Origin of the sequence: Bradyrhizobium sp. ISRA442 (assembly GCF_038085055.1) — a bacterium.
GTDB lineage: Bacteria > Pseudomonadota > Alphaproteobacteria > Rhizobiales > Xanthobacteraceae > Bradyrhizobium.
Window position 1 is genome coordinate 599462 of record NZ_JALGCN010000003.1, and the last position, 24540, is coordinate 624001.

The 24540-nt window shown below is 63.0% G+C and carries 22 protein-coding genes and 1 tRNA gene; 17 read left to right on the plus strand and 6 right to left on the minus strand.

The genetic code is table 11. The features are described from left to right. The first annotated feature begins 77 nt into the window (after positions 1-77). Positions 78-911: a shikimate dehydrogenase gene (locus MTR72_RS09145; protein ID WP_280968499.1), complete on the plus strand. Its 834-nt coding sequence runs from the start codon at positions 78-80 to the stop codon at positions 909-911. A 56-nt stretch (positions 912-967) separates the two neighbouring features. After that, positions 968-1594, plus strand: coding sequence for a hypothetical protein (locus tag MTR72_RS09150; protein ID WP_280968500.1), 627 nt, complete (start codon positions 968-970; stop codon positions 1592-1594). Between the two features lie 139 nt (positions 1595-1733). Here the strand turns inward: MTR72_RS09150 and MTR72_RS09155 are convergent, their stop codons facing one another. Beyond that, complete coding sequence (locus tag MTR72_RS09155; protein WP_280968501.1) at positions 1734-2870, minus strand: alpha-hydroxy acid oxidase; 1137 nt, start codon at positions 2868-2870, stop codon at positions 1734-1736. 104 nt (positions 2871-2974) lie between these two features. On the opposite strand from MTR72_RS09155, the gene MTR72_RS09160 reads away from it, so the two are divergent. From MTR72_RS09160 to MTR72_RS09210, 11 genes are all read left to right on the plus strand, one after another. Further along, complete coding sequence (locus MTR72_RS09160; RefSeq protein ID WP_280968502.1) at positions 2975-3142, plus strand: hypothetical protein; 168 nt, start codon at positions 2975-2977, stop codon at positions 3140-3142. Positions 3143-3364: 222 nt separating this feature from the next. Next, on the plus strand, positions 3365-4708 hold the full coding sequence (glmM, locus tag MTR72_RS09165) for a phosphoglucosamine mutase (RefSeq protein WP_280968503.1): 1344 nt from the start codon (positions 3365-3367) through the stop codon (positions 4706-4708). Positions 4709-4960: 252 nt separating this feature from the next. Further along, positions 4961-6328, plus strand: coding sequence for an MFS transporter (locus tag MTR72_RS09170; protein WP_341510308.1), 1368 nt, complete (start codon positions 4961-4963; stop codon positions 6326-6328). A 108-nt stretch (positions 6329-6436) separates the two neighbouring features. After that, positions 6437-7267, plus strand: a complete 831-nt coding sequence (locus MTR72_RS09175; RefSeq protein WP_280968505.1) for an outer membrane protein — start codon at positions 6437-6439, stop codon at positions 7265-7267. Positions 7268-7436: 169 nt separating this feature from the next. Further along, a complete protein-coding gene (locus tag MTR72_RS09180; protein ID WP_341510309.1) occupies positions 7437-8324 on the plus strand; it encodes an outer membrane protein in 888 nt (295 codons plus the stop codon). A gap of 74 nt (positions 8325-8398) precedes the next feature. Continuing rightward, positions 8399-8989 carry a glutathione S-transferase family protein gene (locus MTR72_RS09185; RefSeq protein ID WP_280968507.1) on the plus strand — a complete coding sequence of 197 codons (591 nt, stop codon included), beginning with the start codon at positions 8399-8401 and terminating at the stop codon, positions 8987-8989. A gap of 16 nt (positions 8990-9005) precedes the next feature. Further along, the gene (locus tag MTR72_RS09190; RefSeq protein ID WP_280968508.1) at positions 9006-9470 is read left to right on the plus strand and encodes a GNAT family N-acetyltransferase; all 465 of its coding nucleotides are present in this window, start codon (positions 9006-9008) and stop codon (positions 9468-9470) included. A 156-nt stretch (positions 9471-9626) separates the two neighbouring features. Then, positions 9627-9833 carry a hypothetical protein gene (locus MTR72_RS09195; RefSeq protein WP_280968509.1) on the plus strand — a complete coding sequence of 69 codons (207 nt, stop codon included), beginning with the start codon at positions 9627-9629 and terminating at the stop codon, positions 9831-9833. Between the two features lie 79 nt (positions 9834-9912). Then, positions 9913-11085: a phosphoserine transaminase gene (locus MTR72_RS09200; RefSeq protein ID WP_280968510.1), complete on the plus strand. Its 1173-nt coding sequence runs from the start codon at positions 9913-9915 to the stop codon at positions 11083-11085. Between the two features lie 241 nt (positions 11086-11326). Beyond that, complete coding sequence (gene serA / locus MTR72_RS09205; RefSeq protein ID WP_280968511.1) at positions 11327-12916, plus strand: phosphoglycerate dehydrogenase; 1590 nt, start codon at positions 11327-11329, stop codon at positions 12914-12916. Between the two features lie 226 nt (positions 12917-13142). Then, positions 13143-14315 (plus strand): thiolase family protein, encoded by a 1173-nt coding sequence (locus MTR72_RS09210; protein WP_280968512.1) that lies wholly within the window; start codon positions 13143-13145, stop codon positions 14313-14315. A gap of 121 nt (positions 14316-14436) precedes the next feature. On the opposite strand, the gene MTR72_RS09215 is transcribed toward MTR72_RS09210, so the two are convergent. After that, on the minus strand, positions 14437-15123 hold the full coding sequence (locus tag MTR72_RS09215; RefSeq protein ID WP_280968513.1) for an FkbM family methyltransferase: 687 nt from the start codon (positions 15121-15123) through the stop codon (positions 14437-14439). 188 nt (positions 15124-15311) lie between these two features. On the opposite strand from MTR72_RS09215, the gene MTR72_RS09220 reads away from it, so the two are divergent. Then, on the plus strand, positions 15312-16070 hold the full coding sequence (locus MTR72_RS09220; protein ID WP_280968514.1) for a class I SAM-dependent methyltransferase: 759 nt from the start codon (positions 15312-15314) through the stop codon (positions 16068-16070). Between the two features lie 83 nt (positions 16071-16153). Here MTR72_RS09220 and MTR72_RS09225 read toward each other — a convergent pair whose 3' ends face one another. After that, positions 16154-19510, minus strand: a complete 3357-nt coding sequence (locus MTR72_RS09225) for a PAS domain-containing protein (RefSeq protein ID WP_341510310.1) — start codon at positions 19508-19510, stop codon at positions 16154-16156. A 349-nt stretch (positions 19511-19859) separates the two neighbouring features. Here MTR72_RS09225 and MTR72_RS09230 point away from each other — a divergent pair, with 349 nt between their 5' ends. The 3 genes from MTR72_RS09230 to MTR72_RS09240 all read left to right on the plus strand — a co-directional run bounded on the left by MTR72_RS09230 (position 19860) and on the right by MTR72_RS09240 (position 21302). Continuing rightward, positions 19860-20243, plus strand: a complete 384-nt coding sequence (locus tag MTR72_RS09230) for a phasin family protein (protein WP_280968516.1) — start codon at positions 19860-19862, stop codon at positions 20241-20243. A gap of 357 nt (positions 20244-20600) precedes the next feature. Next, positions 20601-21035, plus strand: coding sequence for a phasin (locus tag MTR72_RS09235; protein ID WP_280968517.1), 435 nt, complete (start codon positions 20601-20603; stop codon positions 21033-21035). A gap of 190 nt (positions 21036-21225) precedes the next feature. After that, positions 21226-21302: transfer RNA gene (locus tag MTR72_RS09240), tRNA-His, on the plus strand. 139 nt (positions 21303-21441) lie between these two features. Here the strand turns inward: MTR72_RS09240 and MTR72_RS09245 are convergent. From MTR72_RS09245 to MTR72_RS09255, 3 genes are all read right to left on the minus strand, one after another. Further along, on the minus strand, positions 21442-23217 hold the full coding sequence (locus MTR72_RS09245) for a nucleoside triphosphate pyrophosphohydrolase (protein ID WP_341510311.1): 1776 nt from the start codon (positions 23215-23217) through the stop codon (positions 21442-21444). Further along, positions 23214-23693: a hypothetical protein gene (locus MTR72_RS09250; protein ID WP_341510312.1), complete on the minus strand. Its 480-nt coding sequence runs from the start codon at positions 23691-23693 to the stop codon at positions 23214-23216. Before MTR72_RS09250 ends, MTR72_RS09245 begins: the two co-directional genes overlap by 4 nt. 133 nt (positions 23694-23826) lie before the next feature. Then, positions 23827-24456: a hypothetical protein gene (locus MTR72_RS09255; protein WP_280968518.1), complete on the minus strand. Its 630-nt coding sequence runs from the start codon at positions 24454-24456 to the stop codon at positions 23827-23829. Positions 24457-24540: the final 84 nt, after the last annotated feature.

The window sequence follows — 24540 nt, forward strand, 5'->3', positions numbered from 1 at the left end:
CTGGCGGGACGCGAAATGGATCGCCGCGACAGCACCGGGGAGGGGACCATGCAGGCCTGCGGCTTGAGAGGACGATCGTGACCAAGGCTCCCGCAGCTTGCCTGATCGGATGGCCGGCGGCGCATTCGCGCTCACCGCTGATCCACCATTACTGGTTGCGCACGCTCGGCATCGCCGGTGGCTATGTCATCGAGGCCGTTCCCCCTGAGGATCTGCGCGACTTCGTGCTGCGGCTGTCGCTGCGAGGTTTCGTCGGCGCCAACGTCACCATTCCGCACAAGGAAGGCGTGCTGGCGCTGTCCACGCCCGACGCACGTGCCGCGGCGGTCGGTGCCGCCAACACGCTGTGGTTCGAGGGCGGCGAGTTGCGTTCGACCAACACCGATGTCGAGGGCTTCATCAACAATCTCGATGCCAGCGCACCCGGTTGGGATGCCGCCGAGGAGGCGCTGGTGTTGGGCGCCGGCGGTTCCTCGCGCGCGGTCGTGTTCGGCCTGCTGGAACGCGGCATCAGTCGCGTTCATCTCGCCAATCGCACCGTTGTTCGGGCCGAGGCGCTTGCGAAGCAGTTCGGGCCGAACGTCCATCCCATCGCATGGGATGGGATCAACGACGTTCTGCCGCGAGCGAAATTGCTGGTGAACACCACCTCGCTCGGCATGCACGGCCAGGCTTCACTCGATGTCGATGTGACACGCCTGCCGCAGGCCGCCGTGGTCGCGGATCTCGTCTATGTTCCGCTGGTCACGCCGCTGCTCGCGGCTGCCCAGGCGCGCGGGCTGAGGACCGCGGACGGGCTCGGCATGCTGCTGCACCAGGCCGTGCGCGGCTTCGAGCTGTGGTTCGGTCAAAGGCCGCGAGTGACGGCGGAACTGCGCGCGCTGGTCGAGACCGATCTCACAAAGACTTGAGGGAAGAGCGGGCGATCTCCGGAGTTCTGTCCCTGTGGGGTAATCGGAGATCGTCAATGACTGTTCAACGTGTAACTTTCGCACGCCCGCTTCTCGCCGTGGCCATGGTGGCCGTCTCGACCCTTTACGCATTCGCGCAGAAACCGCCGGTGCCGACGCGCGTGCGCGGCACGATCGAAAGCCTTAATGGTGATACGCTTTCCGTGAAGTCTCGCAGTGGCGAGGACGTCAAGCTGCACATCCCTTCCGATCTGATGGTGTCCGGGATCACGAAGATTTCGCTCTCGGATATCAAGGTCGGCTCCTTCGTCGGCGCGACCACGGTGCCGGGTCCGGATGGTGGCCAGAACGCGGTCGAGGTCCACGTCTTTCCGGAGAGCATGCGCGGCACCGGCGAGGGCTCGCGTCCCTGGGATCTGAAGCCGAACTCGAGCATGACCAATGCGACGGTCGCCGAGAGCGTGGTCGGCAATGACGGTCACACCCTGCTGGTCAAATACAAGGACGGCGAGAAGAAGGTTTTCGTGTCCCCGGAAACGCCGGTGGTCACCTACGTGCCCGGCGAAAAGTCCGACCTGAAGGCCGGCGCCAAGATCATCGCCTTCGTCAAGCCGCTGCCGGACGGTTCGCTCGAAGCCAACCGCGTCAGCGTCGGCCGTGACGGCCTGACGCCGCCGATGTGACGTCTAACGTCGTCCTGGCGAAAGCCAGGACCCATTACCCCAGGGAGAAGTTTGGCGCGAGCAGGCAACCCCGAGTCCTCGCCAAACGACTTTGGTTATTGGAGCGCGGGCCTTCTGAAGCCTCGGGGCCGCCCGCGCCTCACACCGCAATGATGTGATCGTCGATCTCGTCGATCCTGTTGACGCCGCACAGGCCCATGGTCGTGAGCAGCTCCTTCTGGATGATGTCGATCGCCTTGGCGACGCCGGCCTGGCCGCCGGCACCTAAGCCATAGGCGTAGGCGCGGCCGATCATGCAGGACTTTGCGCCGAGCGCGAGTGCGCGCATCACGTCCTGCCCGGAGCGGATGCCGCCGTCGAACATGATCTCCATCTTCGAGCCCACGGCGTCGACGATCTCGGGCAGCACCTCGATCGAGGACGGCGCACCGTCGAGCTGGCGGCCGCCATGGTTCGACACGACCAGTGCCTGTGCGCCGGTCTTGGCGGCTTCCTCGGCGTCCTCGACGTCGAGGATGCCCTTGATGATGAGCTTGCCCGGCCAGATGCTGCGGACCCACTCGACGTCCTTCCAGTTCAACGAAGTGTCGAACTGCGACGCCGTCCATTCGGCGAGGCGGTTGAGGTCCTCGGTGTTCTTCACGTGGCCGGCGATGTTGCCGAAGGTGCGGCGCTTGCCGCGCAGCACGCCGGAGACCCAGGCCGGCTTGCTGGCGAAATCCAAGAGCTTCGACAGCGACCATTCCGGCGGCACGGTCATGCCGTTCTTGATGTCGGCGTGGCGCTGGCCGATCACCTGGAGATCGACGGTCAGGACCAGCGCGCTGCACTTCGCTGTGATCGCGCGCTGGACCAGATCTTTGATGAAGCCGCGGTCCCTCATCACGTAGAGCTGGAACCAGAACGGCTTGTCGACATTGGCGGCGATATCCTCGATCGAGCAGATCGACATCGTCGACTGCGTGAACGGGATGCCGGCAGCCTGCGCGGCGCGGCAGGCGTAAATTTCGCCGTCGCCATGCTGCATGCCCAAAAGGCCCACCGGCGCCAGGATCAGCGGCATGGTCGAGGGCTCGCCGAGTATCGTGGTCGAGGTGTCGCGCTTGGAGACGTCGACCAGGATGCGCTGGCGGAACTTGATCGCCTGCATATCCTCGCGATTGGCGCGCAGCGTTTCCTCGGCATAGGAGCCACGGTCGCAATAGTCGAAGAAGGCTTTCGGCACGCGGCGCATATGCAGCGCGCGTAGATCGTCGATACAGGTGATATGCTTCATGAACGTTCCCCGGCCCATCTTGCGTCAGAAGATTTCAGGGGTCATCTACCATGGTTGGATGCACAGCCAAATCATTTGCCGGATCGTTTTCTAGGGAGGCCGCCATGAGCAAGCCGCGCGGTGAAGCGACGTCGGAAGCGACCAAGGAAAAGCACCGTCTCGAAGAGGCGCTGGAGGAGGGTCTGGAAGAGACCTTTCCGGCCTCGGATCCCGTCAATGTCACCCAGCCGCCGCCGTCCCGCGAGGATGGCCACGTCAAGCGCACGGACTAGCGGGCCGGTTCCATTCCGCTCCCCCGCCTCAGCGGGAATTTCAACGTTAACATGTGGTTACCGGGGTACCGGCGCGCCCGGTTCCGTAACGATTCATCATATTTTTTGAAGCCAAGTTAGCCCTGTTGGCTTTATAAGGCAGAAAGCAAATCAGGGATGCGGGGCCCGCTCGGGCACCCGATGGTTGTAGCGGGGATCCCTGATAGTTGCGTGGGGGATCATATGAGCCGCAAATATTTTGGGACGGACGGGATTCGGGGCCGCGCTAACGGACTGATCACGCCGGAGCTCGCGCTCAAGGTCGGTCAGGCGGCCGGCCTTGCGTTTCAGCGCGGCGAACACCGCCATCGCGTCGTGATCGGCAAGGACACCCGCCTGTCCGGCTACATGATCGAGTATGCCATGGTCGCGGGCTTCACCTCCGTCGGCATGGACGTGCTGCTGGTCGGCCCGATGCCGACGCCGGCGGTGGCGATGCTGACCAAGTCGATGCGCGCCGATCTTGGCGTGATGATTTCGGCCTCGCACAATTTGTTCGAAGACAACGGCATCAAGCTGTTCGGGCCGCAAGGCTTCAAGCTCTCCGACGACGTCGAGAAGCAGATCGAGCAACTTCTCGACGAATCCCTCGACAAGCGGCTGGCCCAGAGCGCGAGCCTCGGCCGCGCCCGCCGTATCGACGGCGTGCATGACCGCTACATCGAATTCGCCAAGCGCACGCTGCCGCGCGACCTGTCGTTGGACGGCCTGCGCGTCGTCATCGATTGCGCCAATGGCGCCGCCTACAAGGTCGTGCCGGAAGCGCTGTGGGAGCTCGGTGCCGACGTGGTGCCGATCGGCGTCGAGCCCGACGGCTTCAACATCAACAAGGAATGTGGCTCGACCTCGCCGGAAGCGCTGGCGAAGAAGGTGCGTGAGATGCGCGCCGACATCGGCATCGCGCTGGACGGCGATGCTGACCGCGTCATCCTGGTCGACGAACGCGGCCATCTCGTCGATGGTGATCAGCTCCTCGCCGTGATCGCGCAGAGCTGGAAGGAAGATGGACGGCTGTCGCGGCCCGGCATCGTCGCGACCGTGATGTCCAATCTCGGGCTCGAGCGCTTCCTGAAAGGGCAGGGGCTCGATCTCGTGCGTACGCCGGTCGGTGACCGCTACGTGCTCGAGCAGATGCTGAGCGGCGGCTACAATCTCGGCGGCGAGCAGTCCGGCCACATCATCCTGTCCGACTATGCGACGACGGGCGACGGCTTCGTCGCGGCATTGCAGGTGCTGGCGGTGGTGCAGAGGCTGCGCCGGCCGGTCTCGGAAGTCTGCCACCGCTTCGATCCGCTGCCGCAGATCCTGAAGAACGTCCGCTACAAGAGCGGCAAGCCGCTCGACGATTCCGACGTCAAATCGGCGATCTCCGACGGTGAGAAGCGCCTCAACGGCCACGGCCGCCTCCTGATCCGCTCCTCCGGCACCGAGCCGGTGATCCGTGTGATGGGCGAGGGCGAGGACCGCGTCCTGGTCGAGGATATCGTCGACACCATCGTCTCCGCGCTTGGGCACGCGGCCGCCTGAGCTTATAGCCATCCTTCGAGACGCCCGCCTTCGCGGGCTCCTCAGGATGAGGTCGTGCTTCTCGATGAGATCTAGGACCCTCATGGTGAGGAGCCCGCCAGAGGCGGGCGTCTCGAAGGATGCAGGCCGCTCTGCTTCGAAGTGAAACCGGGCAAGCGCATCCCAGCCATCGGCGATTGGCGCTGGTTCCACCGCCATGGGCGTCGTATCTAGCGGATGTGGCGGTTCGCCGCGCCTGCCGGGATTCCTCCATTGAACAAGCCAGTCGTCGTACCTGAGGAAACGCTGACCGAGCCAGTCGTCGTGGATGATATGGCGTCCGCAGCAGTGAGGCCGAGCGCGGGGCCGGCCTACATCGTGCTTGCCGGCATCAGCTTCTCGCATTTCCTCAACGACACCATGCAGTCGTTGATCGCCTCGGTGTATCCGATCCTGAAGGACACCTACGCGCTCGACTTCGCGCAGATCGGCATGATCACGCTGGCCTTCCAGTTCACAGCCTCGCTGCTTCAGCCGGTCGTCGGGCACTACACCGACAAGAAGGCGCAGCCCTATTCGCTCGCGATCGGCATGGCGTCGACCTTCTTCGGCCTGCTGCTGCTCAGCATCGCGCATCAGTATCTTGTCATCCTCGTTGCCGCCGCGCTGGTCGGCCTCGGCTCGGCGGTATTCCACCCGGAATCCGCGCGCATCGCGCGGCTCGCCTCCGGCGGCCGCTACGGCTTCGCGCAATCGGTGTTCCAGCTCGGCGGCAGCTTCGGTACCTCGATGGGGCCGGTGCTCGCCGCGCTCATCGTCGTGCCGTTCGGACAGGGCAGCATCGCCTGGTTCTCCTCGATCGCGTTCCTTGCGATCCTCATCCTCTGGCGCATCGGCCGCTGGTATGCACCGCAGATCACGACGAAGAAGGTGGCACCGGCGCACGCCCAGCCCGGCGGGCCGAGCTCGCGCCGCGTCGCGGTTGCGCTTCTCGTGCTGGTGGCGCTGTTGTTCTCCAAGCAGCTCTACGTCTCGAGCCTGTCGAGCTACTACATCTTTTATCTGATCGACCGCTTCGGCGTGTCGACACAGGCGGCGCAGATCTATCTCTTCGTCTTCCTGGCGGCGAACGCGGTCGGTGCGTTCCTCGGCGGGCCGCTGGGCGACCGCTTCGGCCGCAAGATCGTGATCTGGATCTCGATCGTCGGCGCGTTGCCGTTCACGCTGGCGCTGCCCTATGCGGGTCTCGTCGGCAGCGCGGTGCTCTCCGTGATCATCGGACTCATCATCTCCTCGACGACGTCGTCGATCATCGTGTTTGCGCAGGAATTGGTACCGCATCGCTTCGGCATGATCTCCGGCGTGTTCTTCGGCGTCGCCTTCGGCATCGGCGGCTTGGGGGCGGCGGTGCTCGGCAAGCTCGCAGATCACACCTCGATCGAGTTCGTCTACCAGGTCTGCGCCTATTTGCCGGCGATCGGCTTGCTCGCGGTATTCCTGCCGAAACTGCCGCGGCACGAACGCATCCTCTCCTTCGGTCTCGCGCTTTCATACATCGTTAGCAATTGGGCCCCGTGGGCATCGCATTTTTGCAACGCTCGTACGGCGGCTGCGTGTGTAGTGGGAAAAAATCAACCTTAAAAATTAGGGTTAAGTGGCGCTTAAGCATTTAGTGCCATCGTCCGTCCGTGAGTTTCCAGAACGTGAGGCCTGCGTATTTTGCCTCACCGGCCAAAAGGACGAAGCCAAATGCGTAGCGTTAAGTCTCTCCTTGCCGCGGGTGCGGCAACCCTGATCTCGTCGGTGGCGTTTGCTGCCGATATGCCGATCGCGGCGCCCCCTATGTACGCGCCGGCTCCGCCCGCCGACTTCGGCGGCTGGTATCTGCGCGGCGATATCGGCATGACGAACCAGAGCGCGAACCGGATCGACAGCGCGACCGCGCGGGCGTTCCCGACCACGACGGTGGGCCTCGGTTTCGACTCCTCGCCGCTGTTCGACCTCGGCGTCGGCTACCGCTTCAACAACTGGTTTCGCGCGGACTTGATCGGCCAGTATCGCGGCAAGGCCAACCTGCACGGCTCCGACAACGTCATCCTCGGCCCCGCCGACGTCGAAGCCGACAACTACAGCGGCAGCAAGTCCGAGTGGGTCGTCATGGCCAATGCCTATGTCGATCTCGGCACCTGGTGGTGCATCACGCCGTTCATCGGCGCCGGCGTCGGCGGCTCCTTCAACAAGCTCAGCGGCTTCCGCGATGACGGCGTCCGCTACACCGCCGGTGCGCTGTCGAACAGCGTCACCTACTTCGGCGACAACGGAAAGTGGAATTTCGCCTGGGCCGCGCATGCCGGTCTCGCTTACAAGGTCAATCCCGGCTTCACCGTCGAACTGGCCTACAGCTACATGAATCTCGGCGATGCGGCGCCCGGCAACTACCGTGCGTTCGACAACAGCATCTCGGGCCCATCCACGATCCAGATCAAGGACATCACCTCGCACGACGTGAAGCTCGGCGTGCGCTGGGATCTCAGCAGCCCGCCGGTTTATGCGCCGCCGCCGCTCGTCACCAAGGGCTGATCGGCAACTCAGGTCGCTTTAAAATTTCTTAACGGCGCGGGATCATCTCGCGCCGTTTTGCTTTGCGTATTTTTCACGGCTGGGCGTGACGAAATTGCCTAGTTCAACCATTGGTTAAGGTTAACGCGCGATGATTACAGCGAAAGTTCGAGTTTGATGGAGCGTTGCAATGCGTAGGCTTTGGTTGGCGGCGGCGATGGCGGCGGCAGCGTCTGCGGCACAGGCGGCCGATATGCCGGATCTGCCCGTCCTGCGCGGCGGCTTCACCGACGGCCTGTCGAAGACGACCCACAATTGGGACGGCGTCTATGTCGGTGGTCATGTCGGCTACACCAGCGACTCGACGGATTTCAGCCAGAGCGTCGTCGGCCTGACGAACTACATCTTCCGCGACAGCGTGCTGCAGCAGCCGACGTCGACGTGGTCGCTGATGAACAAGACCACCACGCAAGGCACCAATTTCGGCGCCTTCATCGGGCGCAACTGGCAATGGTACGATGCCATTCTCGGTCTCGAGGGCACCTACAGCTATTTCAACAACATGGCGACCGCGACGAGAGGCACCAACGCGCTCGACATCATCAACCCGCCAGGCGACACCCCGCCCGCCAACACGATCGACCACTGGAACGTGTCGTTGACCGGTGCCGCGACGGCGCAGGTCAAGGACATGATCACGCTTCGCGGGCGCATGGGTTGGGATGGGGGCGACTTCATGCCCTACATGTTCGCCGGCGCCGCCGTCGGCCGCATGGACGTCTCGCGCACGGTGACGAGCAACGTGACCCTGCGCCAGGATACGACGACAACGGACATCTTCGGCAACACGACGGTCACCTCGGTCGGACCGAACCCAGTTCCGGCGCAGTCGCAGACGCAGGGCCAGCATAGAACCAACGCCTTCGCGGTCGGTTGGGTCGCCGGCCTCGGGCTGGAATACTGCCTGTGGGAAGGGTTGTTCGCGCGGGTGGAGTACGAGTATGTAAAATTCTCTCCCGTCATGAACACCTCGGTGACGCTGAACAATGCGCGCGTCGGGCTCGGTTACAAGTTCTGACGCGGCTGCGCGGCGCCGTGGTTGACAGGCTCGCGCCGTCCTGATGCTCTGTCGCGCGAAGCGGGGCGGCAGCGATGAAGATCTACGGCGACAGCAATTCCGGCAATTGTCTGAAGGTGAGGTGGGTCTGCGACAGGCTCGCGCTGCCCTATCGCTGGATCGAGATCGACACGCGCAAGGGCGAAACCCGCACGCCGCAATTTTTGAAGCTGAACGGCGCCGGCCAGGTGCCGACCGTCGAATTCGACGACGGCCGCACGCTGGCGCAGTCCAACGCCATCATCCGCTATCTCGCTCGCGACAGCGCGCTCGTTCCGCGCGATGCCTTCACGGCCGCCAAGATGGACGAATGGCTGTTCTGGGAGCAGTACAGCCACGAGCCCTATATCGCGGTGTGCCGCTTCCTTATCGTCTATCTCGGCAAGTCCGCGTCCGAGCTCGATCCGGAGAAAGTCAAGCGCGGCTATGCGGCGCTCGACCGCATGGAGCAGCATCTTGCGGCAAGCCGCTTCTTCGTTGGCGATGCCGTTTCGCTCGCCGACGTCGCGCTGCTCGCCTATACGCGCCTCGCGCATGAAGGCGGCTTCGACCTCGACCGTCACGCGGCGATCCGCCGCTGGATCGGCGAGGCCGAGGCCGGTCTCGACCTTCCGCCGGCGCGCTGACTCTGGAGTTCTAAGCATGAATGCGAAATCCGTCTCCATCCGCCGCGCGCGCCGCGACGATGTCGCGGCGATCGTGGCGATGCTCGCCGACGACCATCTCGGGCGCGCCCGCGAGCGGCTCGAGGATCCCTTGCCCGCCTCCTATTACGAGGCGTTCGAGCGGGTCGAGCGCGATCCCAATCTCCAGCTCGTGGTCGCGGAGAGCGAGGGCAAGGTGGTCGGCTGCCTGCAACTCGCCATCCTGCCCGGCCTCAGCTCGCAAGGCGGCGTGCGCGGTTTGCTTGAGGATGTCCGCGTGGCTTCCGACTGCCGCAGCCGCGGCATCGGCGAGCAACTCGTGCAATGGGCGGTGACGGAAGCGAAGGCGCGCGGTTGCAATCTCGTCGAGCTGCTGACGCACGCGAGCCGCGTCGATGCACAGCGCTTCTACAAGCGGCTTGGATTTGAACCGAGTCATGTCGGCATGACTGTCCGCTTTTGAGGACGCCGCCGCGACCGTTGCGTTGCTTGCAAAATCGGATCGCGCATTCGTTCGTGTTAAGAGCTGATAAACTACCGGGCCGTCGTTCACGTTTGCCGGCGGGCGAACGGTGCTACGCAGCGTCGAACACCGGGCTCGGTTGGTTCGGGGATTTCGATGACAAGCTATTCTCTGATCAAGGTCGGCAACGACTATGTCGTGCAGGCCGGCGACAAAAGCATTTTGAAAGTCGGTAGCCGCCGCCGGGCCGCGCAATTGATCAGCGAGGCAACGGATTTGCTGAATGCGCTGGCCGCAGTCGAAGCCCCGGAAACTGCACCGGAATCGCCATCACTCCAGCGTGAGCCACCCGAACTTCCTTGACGATGCTACCCGTTTCCCGTATGAGCCGCGGCGGGACACCTCCCCCCAACGGGAGGCTTACTATCTGGAAGGGTAGATTATGACTGTTGCGAAGCCCGCTTCGCGGCCGAACGTGCCGCATTTCTCCTCCGGCCCCTGTGCCAAGCGCCCCGGCTGGAACGCCCAAAATCTCAAAGACGCAGCTCTCGGCCGCTCGCATCGCGCGAAGATCGGCAAGACCAAGCTCAAGCTCGCGATCGATCTGACGCGCGAAGTGCTCGAGGTGCCCGCCGATTATCGCATCGGCATCGTGCCGGCGTCCGATACCGGCGCGGTCGAGATGGCGCTATGGTCGCTGCTCGGAGCAAAGCCCGTCACCACGCTCGCCTGGGAATCTTTCGGCGAAGGTTGGGTCAGCGACATCGTCAAGGAATTGAAGCTCAAGGACGTCACCAAGCTCAATGCGGCCTATGGTGAAATCCCCGATCTGTCCAAGGTTGATCCGAACAGCGATATCGTCTTCACCTGGAACGGCACCACCTCCGGCGTGCGCGTGCCGAACGCCGACTGGATCAGCGCGACGCGCGCAGGCCTGACCATCTGCGACGCCACCTCGGCAGCGTTCGCGCAGCCGCTCGACTGGGCAAAGCTCGACGTCGTCACCTTCTCCTGGCAGAAGGCGCTCGGCGGCGAAGCCGCGCACGGCATGCTGATCCTCTCGCCCCGCGCCGTGGAGCGGCTCGAGACCTACAAGCCGGCCTGGCCGCTGCCCAAGATCTTCCGCATGACCAAGGGCGGCAAGATCAACGAAGGCATCTTCGTCGGCGAGACCATCAACACGCCCTCGATGCTCTGCGTCGAGGACTATCTCGATGCGCTGAACTGGGCGAAGTCGATCGGCGGCCTCAAGGCGTTGATCGCGCGCGCCGACGCCAACACCAAGGTGCTCGCCGACTGGAAGGCGAAGACGCCCTGGATCGATTTCCTGGCCAAGGACGCCTCGATCCGCTCCAACACCTCGGTGTGCCTGAAGTTCACCGACCCGGCGATCACCTCGCTTCCCGCGGACGCGCAGGCCGACTTCTGCAAGAAGCTGGTCGCGCTGGTCGAGAAGGAAGGCGCCGGCTTCGACTTCGCGTACTACCGCGATGCCCCGGCGGGCCTGCGCATCTGGTGCGGCGCCACGGTCGAGGCCAAGGACGTCGAGCTCCTGACCCAGTGGATCGACTGGGCCTTCGCCGAGACCAAGGCCGCGCTGGCGAAGGCGGCGTAACTTTTTCACCTCTCCCCGCTTTTACGGGAGAGGCCGGATTGCACCTGGCGACGCGAAGCATCGTCCAGCGCAAATCCGGGTGAGGGGCTCTCACCGCCTGCGCTGGTGCTTGTGGCTGCCCCTCACCCCAGCCCTCTCCCCGTAAGGACGGGGAGAGGGAGAGAACGAACTTCCGCGACACTCACCCATTCCGGCCCTCGTAGGCCGATCCTCTCCTCAGGGAAGGTGAAGGACTATTCCCATGACCAAACCCAAAGTTCTCATTTCCGACGCGCTCTCTCCCGCTGCCGTGCAGATCTTCAGGGATCGCGGCGTCGAGGTCGACTTCCAGCCCAATCTCGGCAAGGACAAGGACAAGCTGGCCGAGATCATCGGCAACTATGACGGCCTAGCGATCCGTTCCGCGACCAAGGCGACCGCCAAGATCATCGAGAAGGCGACGAAGCTGAAGGTGATCGGCCGCGCCGGTATCGGCGTCGACAACGTCGAGATTCCCGCGGCGACCGCCAAGGGCATCATCGTGATGAACACGCCGTTCGGCAATTCGATCACGACCGCCGAGCACGCCATCACGCTGATGCTGGCGCTGGCGCGCGAGATTCCGCAGGCCGATATCTCGACCCAGGCCGGCAAGTGGGAGAAGAACCGCTTCATGGGCGTCGAGATCACCGGCAAGGTGCTCGGCGTGGTCGGCTGCGGCAACATCGGCTCGATCGTCGCCGACCGCGCGCTCGGCCTGCGCATGAAGGTCATCGCCTATGATCCGTTCCTGTCGCCGGAGCGGGCCAAGGACATCGGCGTCGAGAAGGTCGAGCTCGACGACCTCTTGAGGCGCGCCGACTTCATCACGCTGCACACCCCGCTCACCGACAAGACGAAGAACATCATCGACGCAGCCGCGATCGCCAAGATGAAGAAGGGCGTGCGCCTCATCAACTGCGCCCGTGGCGGCCTGGTCGACGAGCAGGCGGTGGTCGAGGCGCTCAATTCCAAGCACATCGCCGGCGCCGCCTTCGACGTCTTCGTCGAGGAGCCCGCCACCTCGAACGTGCTGTTCGGCCATCCCAACGTGATCTGCACGCCGCATCTCGGCGCCTCCACCACCGAGGCGCAGGAGAATGTCGCGCTCCAGGTCGCCGAGCAGATGTCGGACTATCTCATCTCCGGCGCGATCTCCAACGCGATCAACTTCCCGTCCATCACCGCGGAAGAAGCGCCGAAGCTGAGGCCGTTCATCGCGCTTGCCGAGAAGCTCGGCTCTTTCGCCGGCCAGCTCACCGAAACCGGAATCTCGAAGGTCACGATCACCTATGAGGGCCACGTCGCCGAGATGAAGATCAAGGCGCTGACCTCCGCGGTGCTGTCGGGCCTGCTGCGGCCGATGCTGGGCGAGGTCAACGTCGTGTCCGCACCCGTCGTCGCCAAGGAGCGCGGCATGGTGGTCGACGAGGTGACCCGCGCCGCGCAGAGCGACTATGAGAGCCTGATCACCGTCACGGTCGCGACCGAACGCCAGGAGCGTTCGGTCTCCGGCACCGTCTATCACGACGGCAAGCCGCGCCTGGTCGACATCAAGGGCATCCGCGTCGACGCCGAGTTCGGCAAGTCGATGATCTATGTCACCAACGAGGACAAGCCGGGTTTCATCGGCAAGTTCGCGGGGCTGTTGGGCGACGCCAAGATCAACATCGCGACCTTCCATCTCGGCCGTGTCGAGCAGGGCGGCGATGCCATCGCGCTCGTCGAGGTCGACGGCGCGGTGCCGGCGGACGTGCTCGCCAAGGTGCAGGCCCTGCCGCAGGTCAAGCAGGTCAAGGCGCTGACGTTCTGATCGACGATTTTGTCATTCCGGAGCGCTTCGCGCGTCCCGGAATGACGGATATCATATCATATATTCCGACCTACGGAACAAACGCCGCTCTCCTGCGAGGGCGGCGTTTTTGTTTGATCAGGCCGGCGCTTTATTTTCCCCGCGACCTCCAAACTTTGTGTACCAATGGCGCGAGGATGCGACCTCCAAGTCGCTAGCTCCAAATCGTTCGAAAAGGGAGAAACCAATGCGTGAAGCCGTCATCGTTTCCTATGCGCGCACGGGCCTGGCGAAGTCCGCCCGCGGCGGATTCAACATCACGCCGCCGATGTCTCTCGCGGCCCACGCCATCCACCATGCGGTCGATCGCGCCGGTGTCGAGAAGGACTATGTCGAGGACTGCTATCTCGGCAATTGCGCCCATGGCGCGCCGAACATCGGCCGGCAGGCCGCGCTGCTCGCAGGCCTGCCGAAGACCACCGCCGGCGTGTCGGTGAACCGCTTCTGCTCCTCGGGGCTGCAGACCATCGCGATGGCCGCCAACTCGATCCGCTCCGACGGCGCCGATTGCATCGTCGCCGGCGGCGTCGAGAGCATCTCGATTCCCGGCGGCGGCTCGCCGAAGGAATCGATCGATCCGGAACTGCTCAAGGTCGCGCCCGACATCTTCATGGCGATGATCGACACCGCCGACATCGTCGCCGAGCGCTACAAGCTCAGCCGCGAATATCAGGACGAGTTCTCGCTGGAGTCGCAGCGCCGCATGGCGGCGGCGCAGCAGGCGAACAAGTTCAAGGACGAGATCGTCCCGATGAAGACCAAGATGAAGGTCGTCGACAAGCAGACCAAGGCGGAGAGCATCGTTGACTACATCGTCGACCGCGACGAGTGCAACCGCCCCGAGACCACGATGGAAGGTCTCGCCAAGCTCGAGCCGGTCAAGGGCCCCGGCAAGTTCGTCACCGCCGGCAATGCCAGCCAGCTTTCCGACGGCGCCGCGGCCGTGGTGCTGATGGAAGCCAAGGACGCCGAGAAGCGCGGCCTCAAGCCGCTCGGCCGCTTCGTCGCCTGGGCGACCGCCGGCTGCGAGCCTGACGAGATGGGCATCGGTCCGGTGTTCGCGATCCCGAAGCTGTTGAAGCGCACCGGCCTGAAGATCGACGACATCGATCTCTGGGAGCTCAACGAAGCCTTCGCCAGCCAGTGCCTGTACTGCCGCGACAAGCTCGGCATCGATCCGGCCAAGTACAATGTCAACGGCGGCTCGATCGCGATCGGCCATCCCTTCGGCATGACCGGCGCACGCCTGACCGGCCACCTGCTCCAGGAAGGCGCGCGCCGCAAGGCCAAGTGGGGCGTCGTGACGATGTGCATCGGCGGCGGCCAGGGCGGCGCCGGCCTGTTCGAGATCTATAGCTGATCAAGGCCGTAAGAATGCAAAAGGCACGGCGCCGCAAGCGCCGTGCCTTTTTGTTTGGGGCCGGCCAAACGCTCGGTTCGGTCATAGGTTCGTGGCGTGATTCTGGTCAGACCTTCTTCGATCAGAGTCGCTCGAACAAGATGTCGAAATAGGCGCCACCGGATGCGCGCTTCGCAAACCGATCCTCGCGGTTCACCTGAAATCCGAAGGGTTTCAGATACGAGCATAGTTGGTCAACGGTCGCACAATTTCGGTACGACTCGAAGTCCGCCGCTTCGGCCTTGATGAATCGGAACTGCCGCAAGATGTCCTCCGCACCTCGCAGGACCAGCAACTCCGAGCCCTGAGTGTCCAACACAAGGGCATTGTATCGACCCGGATCGATCCCCGACATCTCAAGAGCCGTTTTCAAGGTTGACGAATGAATCGTTATGTCGCGGACGTAGTGCACATCTGGCCAAATGTCCTTGTGGCCGCGCAAATCCAGAATAGATGACGACAGGCCATCATTGTTCGAGACATGGAAGGTGTAGGGCTTGCCATCGCTATCTGCGATCAGCGCATTGATTGCTCGCTGGTCGGGCAGGGAACGGATGTTTTGCTGAAGCTTCTCGAATTGTTCCGGGATAGGCTCTATCCACGCCACCTTGAGCTTGTGTCGAGCATAGAGGTCTCGTTCTTGGCCAGCATTTGCGCCGACATGAATCACACCGGAACATAGTTGCAGATAGTTGTCCGGATCGCCGTAAACGCGGCGATAGAGATAGCGGCGCAATCGACCGGCAATGTGTAGCGGCGCCCTAAGCATAGCGAATTCGCCTGTGTTCTTGTCGCCCGAACAGCCCACCGGAAAATTAAACCTAACGATGATGGCAACGCGGTGACATCGTGGAACTCGATGGCGCGAGCCACCTCTTTGCAAATCTCAATGAGCGATGGGCTTGACGTTCTGCGGCGGCATGGCGCAGCCTTCTGCGAGTGACCGGAGGTATTGATATGGCGAATTCTGTAGCCGGGCATTACGGGGCGCAGTTCTACAGGGAGCAATCCGGCGGGTCTTTCGAATCTGCGTCGGTCATCGTCCCGCTGGTGCTTCGACTTTTCAGGGTGAATTCGGTCGTCGACGTCGGTTGCGGCGTCGGCGCCTGGTTACATGAATTCGCCACGAACGGTGTTGGCGACTATCTCGGAATTGACGGCGACTATGTGCCTCGGGATCAGCTCAGGATTCCGTCAGAAAGGTTCAAATCCATGGACCTTCGATACATCACCGATGTCGGCCGCAAATTCGATTTGGCGTGCTCGTTGGAAGTCGCGGAGCATTTGCCCGAGAGTAGTGCCGATGATTTCGTTTCCGCGCTCGTGGTCGCTGCACCGGTCGTGCTGTTCTCTGCTGCCGTCAAAGGACAAGGCGGAAGAAACCACCTGAACGAACAGTGGCCATCCTATTGGGCAAGACGTTTCAGTAGCCACGGTTACCACGCCGTCGATTGCATCCGGCCGCAGATCTACGACGATCGCCGGATTCGGCCCTGGTATCGACAGAACCTTCTCGTCTTTTGTCGAGGCGATTATTGCCCCCAAGGCTATTCCCCGACGACCGGAGCCTTCGATCTGGATCGTGTCTTGCCGGACTACTTCGAGTACAAGCTACAGGAAGTCACCGAAGGCAAGAGTGCGGCGATAGCGGCAAGGCATCTTCTCGGAAACATGGGGGTCTTGATGAGAGCGGCAAGACGTCGGTCCGGTCTCTGACGCGTCGTTCCCTCACTCGCGCCTCGCATGGCGAGCGCGGCGGAGCGCACCTCACCCTTGGCAGCAATCAACCTGATCTCGCTTTAAGCCCGCGCCAGCGCCGGCGCGAACACGACCTCGATCAGCGTGCCGGAATTGGCGGCGCTCTTGATGTTGAACTGGGCGCGGTTGGCTTCGACCAGCGCCTTGGTCAAGGACAGGCTGAGCGCTGAATTGTCCGAGGCATCGCCGGGCGGCGGCGTGCGGAACGGCTCCATCGCGGCCGCGACCTCCTTCTCGCTGAGGCCATGGCCGGTGTCGCGGATGCGAAGGGCAACCTCGCCGCGATCGGTCAGCGCGGTCGAGACGATGACCTGGCCGCCGGCGCTGGCGAGCCGGATCGAGTTGGAGATCAGGTTCATGGTGATCTGCCGCACCGCGCGTGCATCGGCCATGACCTGCGGCAGCGCGTGCGCGAGCGAGGTGCGGATGATGATGCGCTCGCGGTTGGCCTGCGGCTGCATCACCGTCACGCAGGCTTCGACGAGATCGTTGAGGTGGAGCTTGGCGAAGTTGAGGTCGAGCTTGCCGGTCTCGATGCGCGAAAGCTCGAGGAGATCGTCGATGATCGCGATCACGCGCTCGCCGGAGGCGCGGATGTCCTTCATATATTCGCCGTAGCGCTCGTTGCCGAGCGCGCCGAAGCGTTCGGAGATCATCACCTCGGCAAAGCCGATGATGGCGTTCAGCGGCGCTCGGATCTCGTGGCTGATCCGCGCCAGCATGTCGGCCTTGGCACTGGCGGCGCCGTCGGCGAGCCGCCGCGCCTGCTTCAATTCGCTCTCGCCCTTCTTGCTCTGCGACAGGTCGCGGAACACGGCGAAGAAGTTCGGGCCGTCGGGCCTGGTGCGGCCCATGATCATGGCAAGCGGAATGACGCCGCCCTTCTTCTCGCGTCCCAGCACCTCGCGGCCGTGGTCGAGCAGGCTCGAGATGTCCTGGCTCCTCAGGCTTTCCAGATAATCGGTGACGACACGCTGGCTCTCGGGCGCGAACAGGGTCAGCAGGTTCTGCTGCAACAGCGCCTCGCCGTCATAGCCGAACAGCGCCTCGGCGCTGCGGTTGCAGGCGTGGATGTTGCCTTCGGCATCGAACATGACGATGCCTTCGGCTGTCGTGTCGAGGATCGCCGCAAGGTCCTCGGCATCCGCCTCGCCGGCATCCAGCTCCGGCTCGGGCGCATCGGCGATCATCACCACACCCTCCGCAACCGCGGGCTCGGCAGCAACAGCGGCGGCCTGCGGCAGCGCGCAGATCAGCGCATGCGCGGTGTCGCCGTCCCAGGCGATTGCGTGCAGATGCGCCTCGGTGGCGGCGAGCGGCTGATCGCCATTCGTCATGCTCGTGCTGATCGTGACCGGCGTGCCGGCTTGCGATGTGCTGCTCGCCGCAGAGACGCCCGCCTCGATGTAGAGCGCGTCCAGTCCGCCGGCATTCTCCAGCGCGCTCAGGCTGTCATAGCCGATGCGCGCGAGAAAGGCGGGGTTGGCGTAGAGCAGGCGGTCGAGGCGATAGATCAGGATGCCTGTCGGCAACAGGTCGAGCAGCGTGCGGTCGCGCCCGCTGTCGCCATGCGCCGGCGGCTCGGGCTCGATCAGCCATCCCGCAGGCAAGCGCGGCGGCTCCGGCTCCGGCGGCGATGGCTCGGCGGCGACCTCGCCCGTCGGCGGCTCGGACGGTGCGCTCCCCATCGCCTCCCGCTCGCGTTCGAGCCGCTCCGACAATTGCCGGGCAAGCTCGTTGAACGCGCTGTTCTCGACCGGCGTGAGCGTCGGCGATTTGGCATCGCCGAGCGGGCGGAACGGCACAACGTTGGGAGGCGTTTCCACGGGCGGAGGCGTTTCCACTGATGTTTCCAGATCGGTTGGGTGTGAATTCGCGTCGGTTGCAGGCTCGGGCAGCTCGGCTTCGTTCGGTTCAGGCTCGGATGGTTCAGGTTCTGGCAGTTCGGGTGCGGACGAGATCGGCTCGAGCGGCGGAGGCGGCCCCTCCGGTTCGGGCTCAGGCCCAGGCTCGACGATGTCGGCGGAATGGCGCTGCGGCGTCGGAGATTCCGTGAACAGCTCGAACCGCCGCAGCGCGTCGAGCCGGTTGAGGCGGTCGAGATCGCGGCATACGCCAAAGCCCTTGAAGCCGGCGAAGTTGCGCATCCGGTCATAGACCGGCAGGCCGGCGAGCTCGACCGGGATTCGTTCGTCGCCGTCGACCGGCCAGTTCACCGTGATCCCGGCCCAGGTGTCGCGGCTCGCCAGCGCCTCCGCGACGCGGCCGTCCGGATCGAGCGAAAGCTCCTGCGCGATTTCGTGCCAGGACCGGCCGAAGCTGGCCGCCGTGTGCGCGCCCATCAGGCGGATGAACTCGTCGGAGCCGAGCACGAAGCGTCCCTGCGCATCCATCTGCCACACGAAGCGCAGCGGCTGATGGCGCGGTGCAGGCGGCTCCGCATGTGCTGACGGCGGCTCGACCATGACAGCCGTGATCGGCTCGGCTTGGGGCGAGACAATGGCCTCTGCCAAGCTATCAACCGGAGAATCGATTGCAGCCTGCGCCAGCGCCGCGTTGGACGCGGGCGGCTCCGGCTCGGTCGGCACGGGCGCCGGCATCTCGACGGGCTCGGCGAACGCGTCGAACAGCGCAAATTCGGCAGGCGCCTCGTTCGACAGCGCCGGCTGCTCATAGTCCGGCACCCCGGCCGGCTCGCGCCCGGTGTCTTCAGTGGCCCCAGCCGTCGTCTCAGGCGGCACTTGCCTGGTGTCCGGCGCGAGCAGCGCGATGAGACCGACATCGGCCCCCAGGCCGACCCGTTGCAGCACCATGTGGCCGATACCGATCGGCGCCTCGACGCGGCCCTGCCCCAGCGCCTCGCTGCGAGCCTGTTCGAGCCCGGCCTCGCCGAGATCGCGAAAGCCGAGCAGGGGGCGGGCGGCTTCGCTTGCGCCGATGAAAAGCCCGTCGGGCGCGAACGCGGCCATCGGCAGGTGGACACCTTCGACCAGGCGCTGGAGGCGCTCCACCAGCGGCATGGTGCGGCCGGTCGGGTCCATCGCGGTGACGAGCACGCCGCGGCCGCCGTCGGGAAAGTCGAGCCGTGCGCAGGCGCAGGTCATCAGCGTGCCGAGCCGGGCGCCGAAGCCGCGCAGCCGCTCGAGCCGGACCGCGCCGCTCGCCGCAAGCTGGCGCGCGAGACGGGCAACCTGGCGGCGATGCGGATCCGCAGGTCCGAACGTCCTTGCCGCGAGCGCTGCGGCATTGGGCGCGCCGAACAGCCTTGCGCCAACGGGATTGGCCCAGAGCACGTGCGTGCCGTCGGTCGACCAGAGCCACGCAGGCAGCGGAGAGGTCGCATGCACGGCCAGCCGCGGATCGCCCACGCCTCGCAACTGGAAATCCGAACTAGTCATCCAACCGGCTTGCTTTTCACTCTCACGCGTCGCTCTCACGCGTCTTGGGCGTCGGGTTGCGGGGACTGCCGGAATGACAGCCTTAAGAAAGGGTTAGTATCGCGCGCGGGCGCGGGCAGGTCCACGCCGCTAGGCCAAAGGAGGAGCCGAAAGCCGCGATAACCTTAATCTGGATGAACCCGCAAGGGTGGGCCTGCGTTGCTTCCCCTGAGATTCGCGAGGGGCCGGGTGCTGCGTCATACCGGCAATATCCCCGCTGCTAGTCTCATCGCGGGCAGGTCAGGGACGGCCCGGGCGCGTCGGGGGACGGGCGCAAAGGCCGACAGCAACATTGACAGGAGTAGCAGGCATGACCCAGCAGGCGCATGAACGTTTTGAGATTCCGGCGGAGATGCGATCCATGGCGGAAACGAACTTCAAGCGGGCGCGCGAGACGTTCGAGAAGCTGTTCGCCGGCGCGCAGGCCGCGGCCGGCTCGATGGAGGAGCGCGGCGCGACCATGCGCGCAGGCGCCAGGGACATCGGCGCGAAGGCTAGCGCCTTCGCGGAAACCAATGTGCAGGCTTCCCTCGACTACGCCCAGTCGCTGGCCCACGCCAGGGACCTCTCCGAGGTGATGCGGCTGCACGGCGAATATGTGCAGGCTCAGATGCATACGCTTGCCGAACAGGCCAGCGAAATGAGCCAGGTCGTCAGCCGCGCCGCGATCGACGCGACCAAGCCCAAGCACTAGGAAAACGTCATTCCGGGGCGCGCCACTTGGCGTGCGCCCGGAATCGATTCATCCACGTTCGCTGCGGCCCGATGGATTTCGGGCTCCCGCGCTCCGCTCGGGCCCCGGAATGACAGAGGAGCTGCCGCAACCAAGAGTTCCCCCGGCGAGGAACCGCATCCTGGCCGGGTTAAATTTTCGCGACGCACCTCCGATCACATTGCATTGCACAATGTTGACATGATAGGCGTGGAGAATGCTGGCGCTGGGCGAGCCATCTCTCGTTTGAAGCGTTAGCAGTTTTCGTACCCGCCGATCTTGGCCGGCGGGCGCGCCGGACGGCTCACTCGATTTTCAACTTAATCGTGAGGGACAATCATGACAGGTGCGACTGATCCATTCTCCGCCTCGATCATTCCGTTCGAGGTTCCGGAACAGATGCGGGCGTTCGCCGAGAAGGGCGTTTCGCAGGCCCGCGAAAGCTACGCCAAGTTCAAGGACGCGGCCGAAAGCCAGAACGGCACCATCGAGGCGGTGTTCACCACCGCCAGCAAGGGCGCGAGCGAGTACACCGCCAAGCTGATGGAGTTCATGAAGGCCAACACCAGCGCCCATCTGGACTTCGCCCAGGAGCTGCTCGGCGTCAAATCGCCGTCGGAAGCGATGGAGCTGTGGACCAGCCACACCCGCAAGCAGCTCGAGACCTTCCAGAGCCAGGCCAAGGAGCTCGTCGAGATCAGCCAGCGCGTCGCCGCCGAGACCGCCGAGCCGATCAAGGCCAGCGCCGCGAAATTCGGCAGGCCCGCCGCCTGATCGATTTGGCCCGTTTTAGTTAAGAAACCCGGGCCCAGTGGCCCGGGTTTTGTTTTGGAAATAACGTCGTTTGAAGGGGCGATTCGCGGGGATTGCGGCCTTGCCAAAAACCCCCGTTGCACCTAGTTTCCGCCCCGTCCAGCCCCCTTGGCCCGGCCTGCTCAAGGCGCCCAAAGCGGCTCGCAAGGATGCAGTTGTAGCTCAGTTGGTTAGAGCGCCTGTCTGTGGAACAGGAGGTCGGTGGTTCGAGCCCACCCAACTGTACCAATGATTTCAGATCAGCCTGCAGTTCTTTATCGTACTGACAAGCTTAACTTTTTTCGCCTTGAAGACATGTGCGGGGCGCGTTGCGCGTGGTCGCGGTAGATCGAGCGATGGGGCCGCAAGAGGTAAGGCGTACGCCTCGTCAGAACCGGAAGGTAAGCTGCGTATCTGAGTCAGATGGCTCATCGCGCTCGACAAGCCGAATGCCGTCGCGGGTAATCGACACACTGATCCTTCGCCCGCTTGTCAAAGTCACGACATTGTCGGCTCCCTTTGCTGCTGCAGCCGAGAAGTTGACATTGTGCTCTTTATCTTTGCTCGTGACCAACGCTAGCGCGGACAGTGGGATAACCTTGGCCTCTGAGGTCAGGGCTTGATCCTTCCATCTGGGCCACGAGGTCTCCATAAGAACTACGTTGTGTTCGAAGCTTCCGCGAGCTCGACGTTTTTCTTCCGCCGCAAGCTGGACCGCATCCCAATCGACTCCTGTAGCCGCGCAAAGTGACCGCAAGACTTCTGCGAGGTCCGCCAGCTCGGCAGTCACCTCATCGGGGCTGCTGGCACTTAGTAACTCCTGGGCCTCCTCAAACAGCTTGACCACCAATGCTGCACGAGATTCTGCCTTGTCTAGCCCCCACAAAGTATCGACAAGCACGATTTGCTGGTCTGGCCGCGCGACAGCCCAAGCAGCTACGCGCGCGGGAATGAACTTGTGTAAGATGAAGCAGATTTCACTTTCGAGAGCCCCTCGCGTTTTCAGTTCGCTCGTTGCTCCAACAATAAATTCAAGTGCTTTCGTCGCGGAGACGCTGTCCGTTCGAGGCAGGTTCAGCCTGCTAACACACGGGGAGGTGCAATCGGTACGGCAGACGGCTCGTCCGTGGGTGATCTGCTCGATGTCGGCAACGAGGTCATAGCCCGTTGCTATCGCTTCGAGAGCCTCCGCAGCGGTTAGGTAGTACAGGGAAGGATAGGGATCTACTCGATCCTCAACGAACAACTTGATCTTGTCGATTTTTGACCAACCTGTTTCCTCACTGGAATCCACCCGTTTCCAAGGCGATCCAGGTTGCGGCGTTCCCGCTGGACGATTGTCGTTCTCGCGCAGCAGCATTCTTGGATCGCAACCAATGTCCGCGAGGTCATCCTCGAAATCGATCTGAAAGAGCCAAAGGCTGCCGCCCACCAAACCCCATTCCAAGTGTGAGCGTCGCCCGTGTTTCGTCGTCACCCAACGACAAACACTCTTCAGTACTGTTGTTAGGTGCTTAGCGGTCGCAGATTTGACTGCGAGGGGAGATGAGATGTCTGGAGTTGCTGACCTTTGCGAATTGAAGCGGTCGGCTGCCGGACTGGGAGTCTCTATCTCCCACATCCAGTGGTTTATCGATTTTGCGACACGCAATTCATTCGACACGTGACCCCGAATGTCGCCACCTGCCAATGCTTGAACGATAACGGCCATGAAACCGTCACCGCCTTCCGCTTCAAACGCATCGTAGATTTGGCGAATGACAAGTGCGATGCTGTCTGGGTTAAAATCAGCCGGTAGTTCATAAGATTTGTAGGCGCCGCGGTCGTGGAGGGTCTCGGAAACGGCACTGGATCGCAGAATGAGTCCGCGCGGCCAAGTTCTCTGCCAAGCATTGCAGTGATCGACGATTTCCTCGCCGGCGTTGCGCAGTATTTCGTCGGATTTATTGCTGGCGAGCCAATCTTGATGAAGCTCCGCACTCAAAATAAGGAAGGGAGGTGTCCACGCTAACGGCAGCGCCAAGAGACCACATGCCTTCGATCCGGCGAGATCGCGGTCTGCAAGCTTCTGCGGTTGAGTGATCTGGTCACGTGATGGCTTTAGCAGATAGCGCCCGAGCTGCGAGAAGACGGTGAGCTTGGAGGGCGGAACTGCATCAGTCATTTCGAGGTAGAATCGGTTTGATCCGTCTGTTTCGGTGTACGGTCGTTCATCGTACCAAAGATGTTGAATGCTACTTTTTCTAGTGCTGCCAGAAGGTTATCAGAAAAAAGACCCACAAAAAAGCCGAACGCGGCGGCGGCAGTGAGGCCCGTCAACCAGGTGCGAGCTAGGAAGGGGACGAGCCCGGACACGATCATCATGCCCGTGAAGACTGCCAAGGTGCCGGATAACACTGGCACAGTTAGCCGCCAGACAACCCGGTCGCGGTGCCATCTCTGCTTGGCCACGGTGTGGTACAGCCATTTGAGTGCCGAACTGCAACCGCCGCAAATGCCCGACAGAGAAATCGTCGCGTAGAGTTGCAACGCTTTGCTGCGCTCTGCGGGCCCAAGCAGGGAGAAGATGAAACCGGATTGCTCCTTGAACACAGCGTACTTGGCCAGCAGCACAAGGCCAATGAGTGCGGCCGCGAGCATGCCTACCAAGTAGCCCAGCTCGAGTGCTATTTGGATCCATGCGCCTACACCATATCTTGTTGCGTAGGCACCTTCATTGCGACCATCAGTGAGACTGTTTAAGTCGGTTACGCTTGGGGGCGCAGTGAAAACCTCAGGCGGCTTCGCGGGCGCGCTCAATGGCAAAACAGTCGACTGTTCGCTCGATGTGCTCATAGTGCGGCCACTCTCGGTAGTTCCATCTATTCGGAATGCCACTTAGGGCCGCCAGATGCTTACGGAAGTACTGCGATTCCGGCTTTGTGGGGATGCCTACGTACGCTGTCGTTGAGGTCGCAATCAGGTAGTACTCGGCGTCAGGGCGGACCGTGGCCCAAGGATCGACACTGTCAACTTCTGTCCATCCCACCGACTTGTCAGCCAAAACGAACTCCAAGAGCTTTAGCGGCGTAGGCACGATGTGCAGGTGCGCTTGATCGACCCCACAACCGACAACGCTCTTCCTCGTACTGGGACCGTGCTCGAAGTAATGGACGTTCGGGTTAAAGCCAGAAAGCGAGTCCGCGACCGCTTCGCAGGACCTCAGAAATGCCGTTCGTTCATTGGTCGGAAGCTGGCGAATCGAGAGGAGCGGCTTTCTCGGGATGGCCAAGACCCAGCCCGGGCAAAGAGAACCAAGGCTCGGAACGACGGCGAACGGACCGCCGGGCAAGAGGTCTACGTCGCATTTTAGGTCTGGCCCCACGGTTTGTCCTTGGATGATCCAGTCAAAGCGGCTTCTCATGTTGATCGTTTCTTTCGAGGGTAGGCGCACAAATGTATTGATAGGATAGCTGATTTCCAGTGTCTCGGACAGAGAGCCAAAACT